Source organism: Streptomyces sp. NPDC002790, from assembly GCF_040295505.1.
Classification (GTDB): Bacteria; Actinomycetota; Actinomycetes; order Streptomycetales; family Streptomycetaceae; genus Streptomyces.
The window spans coordinates 33832-47939 of the sequence record NZ_JBEOVM010000047.1 but is presented as its reverse complement, the minus strand read 5'-3'; the positions used below and the strand labels follow the sequence as shown (position 1 = coordinate 47939).

At 68.3% G+C, this 14108-nt stretch carries 11 protein-coding genes and 1 pseudogene; 10 read left to right on the top strand and 2 right to left on the bottom strand.

What is annotated here, in order from left to right:
• The 7 genes and pseudogenes from ABT004_RS21325 to ABT004_RS21295 form a co-directional block, all read left to right on the top strand.
• A pseudogene (locus tag ABT004_RS21325) lies at nt 1-131 on the top strand (Rrf2 family transcriptional regulator); the annotation flags it as partial.
• Nucleotides 132-316: 185 nt separating this feature from the next.
• Nucleotides 317-472 carry a hypothetical protein gene (locus ABT004_RS21320; RefSeq protein WP_351339122.1) on the top strand — a complete coding sequence of 52 codons (156 nt, stop codon included), beginning with the start codon at nt 317-319 and terminating at the stop codon, nt 470-472.
• 505 nt (nt 473-977) lie between these two features.
• A complete protein-coding gene (locus ABT004_RS21315; RefSeq protein WP_351339120.1) occupies nt 978-1295 on the top strand; it encodes a hypothetical protein in 318 nt (105 codons plus the stop codon).
• 184 nt (nt 1296-1479) lie between these two features.
• Complete coding sequence (locus ABT004_RS21310; protein WP_351339117.1) at nt 1480-3186, top strand: MFS transporter; 1707 nt, start codon at nt 1480-1482, stop codon at nt 3184-3186.
• The gene (locus tag ABT004_RS21305) at nt 3183-4622 is read left to right on the top strand and encodes an amidase (protein WP_351339114.1); all 1440 of its coding nucleotides are present in this window, start codon (nt 3183-3185) and stop codon (nt 4620-4622) included. Before ABT004_RS21310 ends, ABT004_RS21305 begins: the two co-directional genes overlap by 4 nt.
• Before the next feature lie 899 nt (nt 4623-5521).
• Nucleotides 5522-5959, top strand: a complete 438-nt coding sequence (locus ABT004_RS21300; protein WP_351339112.1) for an NfeD family protein — start codon at nt 5522-5524, stop codon at nt 5957-5959.
• A 29-nt stretch (nt 5960-5988) separates the two neighbouring features.
• Nucleotides 5989-7095 carry an SPFH domain-containing protein gene (locus ABT004_RS21295; protein ID WP_351339110.1) on the top strand — a complete coding sequence of 369 codons (1107 nt, stop codon included), beginning with the start codon at nt 5989-5991 and terminating at the stop codon, nt 7093-7095.
• Nucleotides 7096-7238: 143 nt separating this feature from the next.
• Here ABT004_RS21295 and ABT004_RS21290 read toward each other — a convergent pair whose 3' ends face one another.
• Entirely contained in the window at nt 7239-8603 is a 1365-nt protein-coding gene (locus ABT004_RS21290; protein ID WP_351339108.1) for an MFS transporter, read from the bottom strand.
• A gap of 83 nt (nt 8604-8686) precedes the next feature.
• On the opposite strand from ABT004_RS21290, the gene ABT004_RS21285 reads away from it, so the two are divergent.
• Nucleotides 8687-10141 carry an aromatic amino acid ammonia-lyase gene (locus tag ABT004_RS21285; protein ID WP_351339107.1) on the top strand — a complete coding sequence of 485 codons (1455 nt, stop codon included), beginning with the start codon at nt 8687-8689 and terminating at the stop codon, nt 10139-10141.
• Between the two features lie 131 nt (nt 10142-10272).
• Here the strand turns inward: ABT004_RS21285 and ABT004_RS21280 are convergent, their stop codons facing one another.
• Entirely contained in the window at nt 10273-10962 is a 690-nt protein-coding gene (locus tag ABT004_RS21280; protein WP_351339104.1) for a hypothetical protein, read from the bottom strand.
• Nucleotides 10963-11318: 356 nt separating this feature from the next.
• Between ABT004_RS21280 and ABT004_RS21275 the strand changes: the two genes are divergently transcribed.
• Both ABT004_RS21275 and ABT004_RS21270 read left to right on the top strand, forming a co-directional pair.
• Nucleotides 11319-12806 (top strand): DUF4331 domain-containing protein, encoded by a 1488-nt coding sequence (locus tag ABT004_RS21275; RefSeq protein ID WP_351339103.1) that lies wholly within the window; start codon nt 11319-11321, stop codon nt 12804-12806.
• Entirely contained in the window at nt 12803-14101 is a 1299-nt protein-coding gene (locus ABT004_RS21270) for a tetratricopeptide repeat protein (RefSeq protein WP_351339100.1), read from the top strand. The genes ABT004_RS21275 and ABT004_RS21270 overlap by 4 nt, the downstream gene beginning before the upstream one ends.
• The last annotated feature ends 7 nt before the right edge of the window (nt 14102-14108 follow it).

Sequence of the window (14108 nt, the reverse complement as noted above, 5' to 3'; positions counted from 1 at the left end):
GCGTGGTGGGTCACGGCATCCAGCCGGCGATGCAGAACGTCTACGAGGGCATCGAGGAGACCCTGAGACACGAACTGGCCCGCGTCACGCTCGCGAACGTACTCCGGGACGTACTCGCGACACCCCGCTAGCCTCCCCGTTACGCCCTGACATCACCAAGATCCCCATCCATGCCCAGGTCGGCGAACAGCCTGGCAACCAGTCACTCCAAGGACGGTTGCAGCATGAGACCGAGTCCTACGAGCTCGTATTTTGATCTTGTTGAAGTGCCCTGGTCCGGCGTGACCGACGTGACGGTTCCGCCGTTCGGGAGGATGTGAGCACCCGGCCGTGGATCGTGGACGAGGACTTGTGGGCGCTGATCGAGCCGCTGCCGCCGCCCTGGCCGGAGAAGTCGCCGGGTCCGCGGCCGACGGCGGACCGGCTGTGTCTGCAGAGCATCCTGTACGTCCTGCACGACGACATGGCCTGACAACTCCTTTCACTGGAGCCGGAGTTCGGTTCCGGACAGACCTGTTGGCGGCGCCTGGAGCGCTGGCGGCAGGCTGGGGTCTTCGGCCAACTGCACCGCATCCTGCTCACCAAGCTGAACGCGGCCGGCGAACTCGACCGGTCCCGCGCGTGCGTGGACGGCTCCCACATCCGCGCGAAAAGAAGGGGGCGCCGACACTGGTCCGTCGCCAGTCGACCGACGGAAGACGGGCAGCAAACACCACCTGATCTGCGACGAACGCAGCACCCCATGCAAGGTCGTCACCACCGCGGCGGCCGCCGCCGGCTGCGCCCTCACGTTCTGCGTCTCCCCCGCGCACGCCTCCGCCATCTGGGACGGCGACGCCTCCCAGGGCGCCGGCGTCCTCACCAACACACTGCGCGACGGCCCCGGCAGCGTCACGACGGGCAACTGGAACGACGGACACGGCACGTTCTTCAAGTTCAACAAGCCCATCGGCACGGCGCGTTGTGAAGGACACGGCGTGCGCACCTCGACAGGCGAGTACACGTCCAGGAACAACAGCACGTACTGGTTCGGCTGGGACTCCATGACCAAGACCAGCAACGCACAGACCGTATACCCGTGGAAGTCCAACGGCACCAACGACCAGAACACCAACTCCGCGGGGCAGGGCACCTTGTCCGTCTACAAGGACGGCTCCCGCGCCGACGCCCAAACCTGGGACGACCTGGGCAACAAGCCACGCTGGGGCACCCACTTCGGCGCAGACACCAGCACCGCCTCCATCAACTGGATCGCCGGCCTGAAGATGGGCACGTCCCGGGGTGACATCGACTGAACAACGCGACCGCCCGGTCCACGCGAATCGCGGGCAGGACCCCGGGCACTCGGCCCAGCTGGTCCGTCGCGACTCTTCTCGGCTCCGGCCTCTTCCCCATACCAACCAGTCGGTACTACCGTCGGGCCACTCCACGCGCACAGTGACATGCCGTGGGTTCACGGAAACCGGACTGGGAGGCACGGTGTCGATCACGCCTGCGGCGGCGCAGCACCCGAGTACCACAGCGCGGGGATCGGTCCTGCGCCGACTCGGCAACCGGCGGCTCAACCGGTATCCCGAACGCCTGCCGCGCTACTGGTACTTGGGGATCGTGGTGGCCGTCACGATCATTCTCTACTACCAGCTCTACGTGCAGTACGCGGTGTCGACCGCCATCATCGGCGAGTACGACATGTCGCTCCGGTACTTCGTGTACATCTCGGTCGCAGCGAACGCCGTGGGTGCCTTCGCCTCGCTGGCGGCGGGCCTCGCCGACCGGTGGGGACGGGCCAACATCGTGGTCTACGGCCTGCTCGTGGTCGGTCTGCTCACCACATTCGCACTGCCGCACGCGCCGGACAAGATGAGCTACCTGCTCGGATACTGCGCCGTCGCGCTCGTCGAGGGCATGATCCTGGTGGCGACCCCGGCGCTGATCCGTGACTTCTCGCCGCAGCTCGGCCGCGCTTCCGCGATGGGTTACTGGACCATGGGACCGATCATCGGCAGTCTCGTCGTCACCGCGGTGACCTCCCGCACCTACGGCGGCGGAACGAACTGGCAGGACGAAATCCGCTTCGCCGGGATCAGCGGGCTCGTGCTGTTCGTCGTCGCGTTGTTCGGGCTGCGAGAGCTCGCGCCGGCACTGCGCGACCAGATCATGGTGAGCCTGCGTGACCGTGCGCTGGTCGAGGCGCGTGCCAAGGGCATCGACACACAGGCGGCGCTGCACGGGCAGTGGCGGCAGATGATGCGCCTGGACGTGATCGGCTCGGCGGTCGCTATCAGCCTGTACCTCCTGCTGTACTACGCGGCCGTCGGCAACTTCGTGCTCTACTTCTCGACCACGTTCGGCTACACACCGCAGCGCGCGAACGCCCTGCTCAACTGGTACTGGGGGGCCAACGCGGTGTCGCTGGTGGTGGCGGGGCTGCTGTCCGATCGGCTGCGGGTACGCAAGCCGTTCATGCTCCTCGGCGCACTCGGTTCGATCGGCTTCACCGCGGCGTTCGCCCTGCGCGCCACCCAACCGGGCACCGGCTACTACACGTTCGCCCTCATCGTCGTGGGGATCGGGGTGACCAGTGGTGTCGCCTACTCGCCATGGATGGCGAGTTTCACCGAGACCGTCGAGCGGCACAACCCAGCGGCCACGGCGACCGGGCTGGCGATCTGGGGCTGGGTCGTGCGGATCACGGTCGCCCTCTCCGCTGCCCTGCTGCCGCTCATCGTGCACTCGGCGACCCCGCTCATCGAGCACGGCGCCGAGGTCAAGCAGGCCTCCGTACAGGCGGCTCCCGCGCTGAAGGTCCGCGCTGCCCACCCGAAGCTGTTCGCCCAACTAGACGCGTACGCACCGGGAAAGGTACCTCCGACCCTGCAGGCGCGCGCGCAGGACGAGGTCGGTGCCGCCGGATTGCGGACCGTACAGAAGGCGGCACCGCAGCTGAAGGCGCTCAGCGAACACGGAGCCGAGGTCGAGCAGGCCGCTGCCGACACCCCGGGCCAGTGGCAGGCCTGGTGGTGGGTGTGCCTGGGCGGGCAGGCACTGTTCCTGCCGTTCGTGTTCGTCATGTCGGGCCGGTGGCGGCCACGGGACGCAAAGCGGGACCTCACCGACCACGAAGAGGCCGTGGCCCGCCAGATGTCCGAGATGCACAGCAAAGAGGAAGAAGGTGCCCGCGCATGAGCGCCCCCACCGAGCTGCACGCACTGACCGCGCTGGAGCAGGCCGCCGCCGTCCGCGCGGGCCAGGTCTCCGCCGTGGACCTGGTACGTCATCACATCGAGCGCGCCGACGCCCACGACAAACAGTTCGGCGCGTTCATCACCCGCACGAACGAGGCAGCACTGGCCACCGCGGCGCACGCCGACGCCACGCCCGCCGCACACCGGGACACCTCTGCACTGTTCGGGGTCCCGACAGCCGTCAAGGACCTGGTGGACACGGCAGGTGTGACCACCACGTTCGGCTCGAAGGCATTCGCGTCGCGGGTGCCGACCCTCGACGCGCACAGCGTGACGCGCCTGCGGAACGCCGGCACGATCAGCCTCGGAAAGACCAACACCCCTGAATTCGGATGCTGTTGCTACACCGACAACGACATCGTGGGACCAGCCCGCAACCCTTGGAACCCGGCCCTGTCGGCCGGCGGGTCGAGCGGGGGCTCGGCCGTCGCGGTGGCACTCGGCCTGGTGCCCGTCGCCCACGCCAGCGACGGTGGCGGCTCGATCCGCATCCCGGCGAGCGTGTGCGGACTGTTCGGCATCAAGCCCTCACGTGGCCGTGTCAGTTCCGGGCCGGCCGGCGCCGAGACGACCGGCCTGTCCGTGCAGGGCCCCCTGGCACGCTCGGTGCGCGACGCGGCCGCACTGCTCGACATCCTGGCAGGGCCCGAACCCGGCGACCCCCACTGGGCAGCCCCGCTGCCATCCGGCGAATCTTTCCTCGGCCACGCGGACCGCCCCCCACGCAGACTGCGCATCGGCAGGTACGCGACACCTGCCGCGCAGGGCATGACCGTGGACCCGCAGTGCCTGGCCGCCTGGGAACACGCCTCCCACCTCCTGGAACGCCTCGGGCACACCGTGGAGGACATCCCCACACCCTTCAGTCCCGAGATCAGCGAGCACTTCGTGACGGCATGGGGCGTGCAGTCCCTCGGCCATGCCCTCGACGCCGAACAAGAGGCGCTGCTGCGGCCGGTGACGCGGGCCTGGCGGGAGTACGGACGCGGAGTGAGCGGCGAGACATTCGCAGCCGCGCTGACCGCAATGCACCGCTCGTCTCGCGCCGCAGTAAGCGCAACGCAGGACTATGACGCCGTACTGACCCCGACCCTGGCGACACTGCCGCAGTCGATCGAGCACTTCGACGAGTCGGGCGACCCGTTGGTGAACCTCCACCGCCAGAGCGCCTTCAGCGCGTTCACCAGCCCCTACAACATGACAGGCCAGCCGGTAGTCAGCCTCCCTCTGTACTGGACGCCCCACACCGGGACCCCGGTCGGCGTCTCGCTGGCAGGACGGCCCGCGGACGAGGCCACACTCATCGCACTCAGCGCCCAACTGGAAGAAGCACACCCCTGGCGCCACGAGTACACACGCCTACTGGCCACACACTGACCCCGCCCCGCGGGCCCGAGGGAGTGCAAATCCAAGAAGTCATCCGCATACCGTTCGGCGGGCGTGATCGTCGAACTGGGTTCTGGATCGGGTGATCGCTGAGGTGTCGGCTCATGAAGGAGGGGCCTCTCGGTAGCTCGGAGTTGCGAAGCTCAAAAGCACCGAGGAGGCCCCTTTTTCACAATCTTGCGTAACCACGTGCGTCCCGTCCAACTCCCGCGTGTCGCCCTGCGATTGTCTTGCGCACAGGTTCCGGAATGCTGCGGACGGGCCGGACCGTAGTGCGGGTTCCGGCTCGGACATGACGGAGGCGGAATGGCAGGTCGTGCGGATGGCGCTACCCGTTCCAGCGTGGCTGCAGCGGCGGCCGGGCCGAGGCCTATTGCCACCGCGTGATGCCAGACGCGGTCCGCTACGGAAAAATCATCGGAGTCAGCGCCGCGGCCGTCTGACTGTCCGCGCGCCTGCTTGGAGTGGAACGCTCCGGCTGCCCGCGTCTGCAAACCCCCGGCGTCATGTCCCGACCGGTGCCGCCTCGTCCTGCGAGTCGCGCGGACCGGGCTGCTCGAAGCGGGGGCGGTCGGAGGTCCAGCTCACGTGTACTGACCCGCGAGGTTGAGGACGCGGCCAGCGGGTTGGTTGCGGTGCGAGAGTGCAACGAGCGCCCGCAGCCGGTAGTGCTCTCCACGCCGGTCGGGAACGCGCTGCACGACGGGTCGGGGGAGGCAGCTGTTCCCTCTCCGCTTCCCCTCCCCTGCGGCGAACGCACACAGCAGGCGTACGCATCCACCGCGGCAGTGAACCACCGGCGTCCTGACTCCCTGCCGGTCCAATCTGTTCTGTCTGATGTGCGAACCGGTAGCGTTGTGTATAGATCCCGCCGAGGGAGGCTGATCGCCATGCCATGGTTCGTCTGGCTGCTCGTTGCGCTGGGGCTCGGTGCCGCGGAGTTCTTCACGCTGGCCCTGGTCTGCGGACTGTTGGCAGGCGCTGCGCTGGTTACTGCCGTGGTCGCCGGAGTGGGTGTCGGCCTGCTGGGCCAACTCGTAGCACTCGGAGTTTCCGCGGCAGCGGGCCTCTTCCTCGTACGGCCGGTTGCTATGCGCCACCTTACACAGTCTCCCCTCATAAAGGAGGGCACCGACGCACTGATCGGAAAGTGCGCCGAAGTCATGCAGGAAGTCACCGCGACTCGCGGCCTGATCAAACTCTCCGGCGAGGATTGGTCCGCTCGCACCCTCGATGAAACCCAAGTCATCCCCGCAGGAGCAATGGTCGATGTCATGGAGATCGAGGGCGCGACAGCCGTGGTCTATCCCCGCGATCTCCTTCCATGACCGGCTGACTCCCAACGACGGAGGAAATCGTGGACCCAGTAGTCATCCCCATTCTGGTGGCGGCCATCGTCGTCATCTTCCTCGTGGTCACCTCCGTCCGGATCGTGCCACAGGCCCGCCGTTACAACATCGAACGGTTCGGCCGCTATCGCCGAACGCTGCAGCCCGGCCTGAACCTCGTACTGCCAGTAGCGGACCGGGTCAACACCAAACTGGACGTGCGCGAACAGGTGTATTCGTCCGACCCCAGTCCGGTCATCACCGAGGACAACCTCGTGGTGAACATCGACACCGTGCTCTACTACCAGATCACCGACCCGAGGTCGGCGGCCTACGAGGTCGCCAATTACCTGCAGGCGATCGATCAACTCACTGTGACCACGCTGCGCAATGTCATCGGCAGCATGGACCTGGAGGAGACACTCACCTCTCGCGAGGAGATCAACACACGGCTCCGCACTGTCCTCGACGATGCCACCGGCAAGTGGGGCATCCGCGTCAACCGCGTCGAGATCAAAGCCATCGACCCGCCGAACACGATCAAGGAGGCGATGGAGAAGCAGATGCGCGCCGAGCGCGACAAGCGCGCCGCCATCCTCCACGCCGAAGGGGAACGGCAGTCCAAGATCCTGACCGCAGAGGGCACGAAGCAGAAGGACATCCTGGAGGCACAGGGCACGCAGCAGGCCATGATCCTGCGGGCGGACGGCGAGGCGAAGGCGGTGGAGCGCGTCTTCCAGGCCGTCCATCGAAACAACGCCGACCCCAAGATTCTGGCCTACAAGTACCTCGAGACGCTGCCGCACCTGGCGAAGAGCGAGAACAACACGTTCTGGGTGATCCCCGGAGAACTGACCGAAGCAGTGCGCTCGGTCTCCAGCGCCTTCGGTGACCACTCCGAGATGGGGCTGCCCAAGAACGTGAAGCCCGCGGACGCCGATGCCGACGACGCCGAAGGCACTGCGGACCATGTCGCGACTCCGGAGATCGAGTCGAGTCCGAAGACCAACGCATCCGCGGCAGCTGACGAGGTCGCCAAGCAGGCCGCCGCCGCGGTGAACAAGGCGAAGGCCGAGGCCGAGGCCGCAATGACATCGCAGGAGCAGGGCCGCGGCAAACCGTCCACTTCCGACTGACCACGCCCCGTCACAGCTGCGGATTCGGTGGCACCTCCCTGGCTCATACTTCAGCCCGCCCGTTGCCAGGGGCCAGGCGACGGACGGGCTCGAAGACGACGTACCCGATGGGGGCCGGGCTTTGGGCCACCACAGACCTGAAGTCAGTCCAGATGGGCGTTCTTGGTCTCGGGCGCCCAGGCCAACGACACCACGGCTCCCAGTACCAGCAGCGTTGTGAGGGCAATCATGGAGGCGGAGAAGCCGAACGCCGAGAGGCTCATCGGGAGCAGGAACGTTCCGATCGCGGAACCCACGCGGCTGAGTCCGTTGAGCAGGCCCACCCCCGAGCTGCGGACCTGAGTGGGGAAGAGCTCCGGGGGATAGACCTGATCGAGGTTGGAGGATGCCGACATCGTGAAGGTGAACACGAGGAACAGCGGGAACAGCAGCAGCGTCGGCGCGTCGGGCCACACCCCGATCACACCGAGGGCAAGCGCCATCACGAAGAACGAGGTGATGAGGAAGCCCCGCCGCGTGAAACGGGCCACGAACCACAGCCCGATCAGCCCGCCCAGCAGCAGGAACAGGTTGAGCAGACCGTTACTGAGGAACTCCTCGTCAGCCAGCCCCACCCGCACCATCACGACGGGCAGGAACGTGTAGATGGCGAAGTACGGGATGACCTGACAGTTGTAGTACAGAACACCGAAGAGGGTGTTGCGGCGATAGCGGCGGCGGAACAGCTCGCGGTAGTCGTAGGACTCTTCGGCCTGCCCCCGGGTCAGGAGGCCCGAGATGTCGATGTTCGGGCCTATGTATTTGGCGACGACGGTCTTCGCTTCCTCGATCCGCCCCTTGCTGATGAGCCAGCGCGGCGACTCGGGTGTCCCGATGCGCATGAGGAGGACGAAGACGGCGGGCAGCGCGCTGCTGGCCAGCAGCCAGCGCCAGCTGTCCCCGCCGAACCCGATCACGTAATTGCCGATGAAGTACGCCGCGATGTAGCCGATCGTCCACATCGCGGTGAGCGAGGCGAGGAAGCCGCCGCGGTAGCGGCGCGGGCAGAACTCGGCGACCAGCGTGGGACCCAGCGCGTAGTCCGCGCCGATTCCGAATCCGATCAGGAGGCGGAGCACGAACAGCTCGGTCGGTCCGGTGACGAAGAACTGGGCGACGGAGGCGACGGCGATGAGGAGGAAGTCGAGCGTGTACAGCAGCTGGCGTCCCCATCGGTCCGCGGCCCAGCCCAGCACGATGCTGCCGGCGAAGATGCCGATGAGTGCCGAGGCGCCGAGCAGGCCCTGCCAGACAGGCCCGAGGTGCATCTGCGGCGCGATGAGCGTCAGTGCGATGCCGATGATGCCCAGGTGGTAGCCGTCCGAGAAGTTCGCGCCGAAGGTGAGCGCCGTGATCTTGAGGTGGAAGCGGTTCAGCGGGGCGTCATCAAGGGTCGTTTCGGTCTCAGAACCCGTCGCTGCCCCGATGCCCGGTGGCTCGGCCACTTCCACAGACGGCGGTTGCTCCACGGCGTCCTCCTGAGCCTTGCGAAACATTTGAATGAACGATTTCATGAAGCCTCAAGCGTGAATACTTCTATGTCAAGGGGTTGATGGCGATCACCAGCGACCGCATACTCATCGACGGTCAGCACCTGAGCTGCGCCGACGTCATCCGCGCCGCACGGCGTGCCACCTCCGTCGAGCTCGACGCCACGGCCCGGAAGAGGGCAGATGAGACCTACGTTCTTGCACGGGACATCGGGGAAAAGCGGGCCGTCTACGGTCGCACGACCGGCGTCGGCGCCAACCGGCACGAAGTCGTGGATCCGGACTCCGCCGACCAGCACGGTCTGCGCCTGCTGAGCAGCCACGCCGGCGGCACCGGAGAGCTCCTCCCGGCCGCCACCGTGCGCGCCATCCTACTGATCCGGCTGAACCAGCTCGCCGCGGCCGGTAGCGGTGTCCATCCCCGCCTCCTTGACGCACTGGAAGAGTCCCTGCACACCGGTGCCCTCCCTCGCGTCCACTCCCGCGGTGCCATCGGTACCGGCGACCTCAGCTCCCTGGCGGAGATCGGACTGACCCTCGCAGGCCGACAGCCCTGGGCGGAGGGAGGTCTCACTGCGGTACCCATCAGCCCCGGTGACGCCCTCGCCTTCATCTCAAGCAACGCCGTGACCCTCGCGAAGTCCGTGATGGTCTGGCACGACCTCAAGGAGCTGCTGCACGCCAGCCACCTTGTTGCCGCACTCTCCCACTGCGCCCTCGACGGCTCGCCCGAAGCACTCTCCGAACGCGTCCACGCGCAGCGCCCGCACCCGGGCAGCATGCGCTGTGCAACCGAAATGCGGCGAGTCCTGTGGGCCGACGGCGAACCGCAACCCGGGCGGCGACTGCAGGACCCCTTCGGCCTGCGCGCCTTCCCCCAGGTCCAGGGTCCGGCCCTGGACGCGCTCGACGCGCTGGAACAGGTACTGACCACCGACCTCAACGCCGCCGCCGAGAACCCTCTGATCGACCTCAAAACGGAGAACGTCTACCACCACGGACACTTCTCCACGGCCTACCTTGCCCTCACCCTCGACCACCTGCGTGCGGCGCTCCACCACGTCGCCGAATTGTCTGCGGCGCGGCTGAGCAACCTGGTGGAGCCGAACCTGACCGGCCTGTCACCCTTCCTTTCCGCTGGGCCGCCCGGCAGCTCCGGAATCATGATTCTCGAGTACGTCACTCACGACGCACTCAGCCAGCTCCGTCACGCCGCATCCCCGGTCACCCTGGGCACCGCGGTCATTTCCCGCGGGCTGGAGGACCACGCGAGCTTCTCGGCGCAGGCGGCACACAGCACATCGGCAGCGGTCACCGCGTACCGGACTGTGCTGGCCTGCGAACTCCTGGGAGCCGTACGCGCATTGCGGCTTCGCGGGAACGAGCTTCCCCAGGCTCCGGTCGCGGAAGCGTTCCGGATCGCGGGGAAGTCCCTGCCGATGGTCGCCGAGGACCACCCCCTGACAGATGAGATCGCACTGGCAGAGGGCGTCATCGACGCCTTGAGCGCCCTCTAGCGGGAGGGGCGGAAAGGAGCATCGTAACGAAGCGTGACAGCAGGGGACGAGTGTCGCCGCTGACGACGGGCCCGGCGACCGTCGTCGCCGAGCCCGTCGTGGGTGTCAACTCTCCTGGAGAGTCGGTCGGTTCAGAGGCTGGGGAAGCCGGTCGGGGACTGGGGGCCGGTGGGGACATAGTCGAAGTGCGGCGTCAGCGTGCCGAAGAGGCTGCCGACGCGGGGGCCGGGGCGCCCGGTCTGCTCGGTGAAGAGGTCGGAGAGCTCCTTCGTGACGCGGAACGGCACCTTCTCCAGGCGGAAGCCGGTCGGGCTGGGGCGGGCACCCACGAGGGCCTCGCGGGCCGTGGTCTCGGCCACCATGACCTCGTCGTCGATGACCTTCCCGTCGACGGAGACGCCGGCGGAGTAGCCGGGCGTCGGCATCACGCGGATGTAGGTCGGCTTGAGGGTGAACGTCTTGCCCGACCGGGCGTGGTGGAGGTTCAGGCCACCCGGGTAGAAGATGCGGCCCTTCGAGTCGAGGCCGTCACCGGCGGTCGAACCGATCGGCATGCTGAAGCCGCGCTTGTCCGCGTCCATCTTGAACGGGCTGATGGCGTCGAGCGTGAAGCCCTCACGGTCCAGCCAGTCCCACGTCTCGTCGCTGATGGCGACGTCCGCGTCGCCCCACGGGGAGATGTACACGCCCGGGAACGGGTCGGCCTGCACGGCCGCCGACCGAGGGGCGTCCGCCGGGGCGGCCGAGGCGGAGGCGAGGCCGAGCGGGAGGGCCAGTGCCGCGGCGACGGCGACAGCGGCGGAACGTCGGATTCTGTGCATACGCATAGAGGGTCCCTTTTCTCTGAATGATGGTTGCGGGCCGAGCGCCCGCAGCCCCTTCACGTACCGCCGCGTACCAGTAGATGCGCACTGAGCAGGGGTTTCTCGATCTCCCTGGAAGTACTGCATGCGGAAAAGCATGCAGAAGGCACGCAGGAGGCCGCCCGGAACGGTTCGTTTGGGTATGGCAAGTGATGCATAGATTTGCACCAAATTGAAAGGCGGCGAGGGGCCGGTTACGCCACCTACCTGAAAACGATCACGCGACTGGACGGACTTCGCGCCCTCAGGTGGATTCAAGATCATCCAGGCCGCAAGTCTGGGCGCCCCACTCCTCGTACGCAATGGAGCGCCCCGTGCCACGACCCATCAGCCGAACCGTCAACAGACCCTCCCGACGACGGCTCGCCCTGCTCGCCACGACGCTCACCGCACTGAGCGTCGCCTCGCTGTCCGGCCCCTTCACCGGCAGCAGCCGGGCCGGCGGCCACATCGACGCGCCCTCGTCCATCACGGACTCGCCCGCCGACATCACCGACGTCTACGCCTTCACCAGCCCCGACGACACCGACATGGTCACGCTCATCGCGAACGTGCGCCCCTTCCAACTCCCCGGCAACCCGGGCAACGCGCTGGTCGACTACCCCTTCGCGACCGGCGCCCGGTACGAGATCCACACCGACGCCGACGGCGACGGCGCACCCGACACGACGTACCGCTGGACCTTCCGCAACGACGACCGGCGCCCCTTCGGCATGGGCCCCAAGGTCGGTCCGCTGCCGGTGCGTTCACTGGAGGACCGGTCGCTCGGCGTCCGTCAGAAGTACACCCTGGAGCGGGTCCGTACAGGCGACAGGGCCGGGACCGAGAAGCTCGTCGACGGCATCGCGGCCCCCACCCACGTCGGCCGGACCCTGATGCCCGACTACGCCGGCCTGCGCGCGGAGGCCACCCGCCAACTGCCCAGCGGCGGCCGGACCGTGGCCGCCCAGTCGGCCGAGGCCTTCAAGGCCGACACCCAGGTCTTCGGCCTCTTCACCGTCGGCACGGCAGGTCCCGTGCCCGGCTGGCTGCCCGACGCCCAGCCGCTGTCGGCGATGAACGTCAACAGCCTGGTCGTCCAGGTACCCAAGGACGAGATCGCCCTCAAGGGCGACCCGCGGCGCAACCCGGTCGTCGGCGTCTGGTCGACCGTCTCCCGGCCCGGCGCCGACCTCGACAAGAGCCTCGAGAAGCAGGCCCCCACCTACCGGCAGGTCTCCCGCAACGGAAACCCGCACACCGCCTTCAGCATCTACGGCACCACCATCGGCCTGGCCAAGCCCGGCGGCCCCGAGGACCGCTTCCAGCGGCGCGAGCCCAAGGACGACCAGTACGAGAAGGACTACCTGGCCGCCACGCTCGACCCGGCGCCGCCCCACCGCATCGAGACCGCGCAGGGATTCAAGGCGCCCGCCACCCCGCGCAAGGACATCCAGGCCCTCTTCCTCAAGGGCATCGGCAAGGACAACGGCTCCAAGTTCGGCTTCGACCTCAACACGCACACCATGAACGCGGACGCCGACCCCTCGCGCATCGCCCTCGCGGAGGAACTGCGGCTCAACCTCACCACCCCCGTCACGGCCGGCCCGAACAAGTACGGCGTCATCGAAGGGGACAAGCAGGGCTTCCCCAACGGCCGTCGCATCAACGACGTCATCGACCCGCCGCTCATCCGGATGCTCGAGGGTGAGCCCGGTGGCCGGTCCGCGGAAGGGCTCCTGCCCAAGCCCGTCGCCAAGCTACAACCGGCCGACGCCCAGGGCACGTTCCCGTACCTAAACGTTCCCCACGCGGTCCTGTGAGACGACTCCTCAGCGCGCCCGGCGCCGTGGTCGCCGTCGCCGCGTGCGTCGTCGGGCTCCTCGCACTGGGACCCGACGACAGCACGCCCGGCGGCGCACCACGCGCCGGAGCAGTCGCGTCCGGCGGCAGGGACCTCCCCGCCGCCGGCGCGGTGCGCACCGCCCGCGACGCCACAGAACGCCACCCCGACGACCCCACGAGCTGGTCCCGGCTCGGCACCGCCCAGATCGAAGCGGCCCGCACCACCCTGGACGCAGGCCGCCTCGACGCCGCGGACAAGGCCCTGCACCGCTCGCTCGACCTGCGCAGCGAAGAGAACTACGCGGCCGTGACCGGTCTCGGCCAACTCGCCAACGCACGGCACGACTTCACAGCGGGCCGCGCCCAGGGCCTGCGCAGCACGCGCATGGCCCCCGACCGGCCCGACGGATACGCGGTGCTCGCCGACGCCGAGATCCAGCTCGGCCACTACCCGGCCGCCCGCACCGCCGTCCAGCGCCTCCTCGACCTGGCACCCGGCTCCGCCGCGTACAGCAGAGCCGCCTACGACCTGGAGACGCACGGCAGGGAACGCGACGCGGCCATCGCCCTGGACCGCGCCCTGGAGAGCGCGTCCACCCCCGACGAGAGTGCCTTCGCGGAGTCCCGCAGCGGCGAACTCGCCTGGTCCGCCGGTGACATCCCGCGCGCGGAAGGCCACTTCCGGCGCGCGCTCGACCTCGTACCCGACCATCCGTACGCCACATCCGGACTCGCCCGCGTCCGGGCCGCACAGGGCCGCACCGCGCAAGCCCTCAAGCTCTACGACCGGCTCGTGGAGCGCACACCCGCACCGCAGTTCCTCGTCGAATCCCTCGAACTGCGGGAGCAGAACGACCGCGACGATCCAGGGATCGCCGCCGCGCGGGCCGCGCTCGACGCGCAGCTGCGCATGACACAGGCGGCAGGCGGACCCGTCGACCCGCACCTCGCCCTGTACGCGGCCGACCACGCGGACCCCGCCGTCGCCGTGAAGCTGCTGAGCCACGAGGCGGAACAGTCCCGCGGCGTCATCGTCGACGACGCGCTCGGCTGGGCCCTGCACCGGGCGGGACAGGACAAGGAGGCACTCGCCCACGCGCGCAGGGCCGCCAGAACCGGCTGGGACAACCCGCTGTTCCAGTACCACAGAGGGGCGATCGAAGCGGCCCTGGACAACCCCGACGCCGCCACCCACCTGCGCGCGGCACTCGACCGCAACCCCCACTTCTCCGCCTACCACGCACCCCGGGCGGCCGCTCTGCTCGCGCGGTGAGCACCCC

Bases quoted from the DNA above. Each gene is read 5' to 3' on its own strand.
- ABT004_RS21280 (WP_351339104.1), bottom strand. From the start codon at position 10,962: ATGCACAGAATCCGACGTTCCGCCGCTGTCGCCGTCGCCGCGGCACTG.
- ABT004_RS21300 (WP_351339112.1), top strand. From the start codon at position 5,522: ATGCCATGGTTCGTCTGGCTGCTCGTTGCGCTGGGGCTCGGTGCCGCG.
- ABT004_RS21305 (WP_351339114.1), top strand. From the start codon at position 3,183: ATGAGCGCCCCCACCGAGCTGCACGCACTGACCGCGCTGGAGCAGGCC.
- ABT004_RS21285 (WP_351339107.1), top strand. From the start codon at position 8,687: ATGGCGATCACCAGCGACCGCATACTCATCGACGGTCAGCACCTGAGC.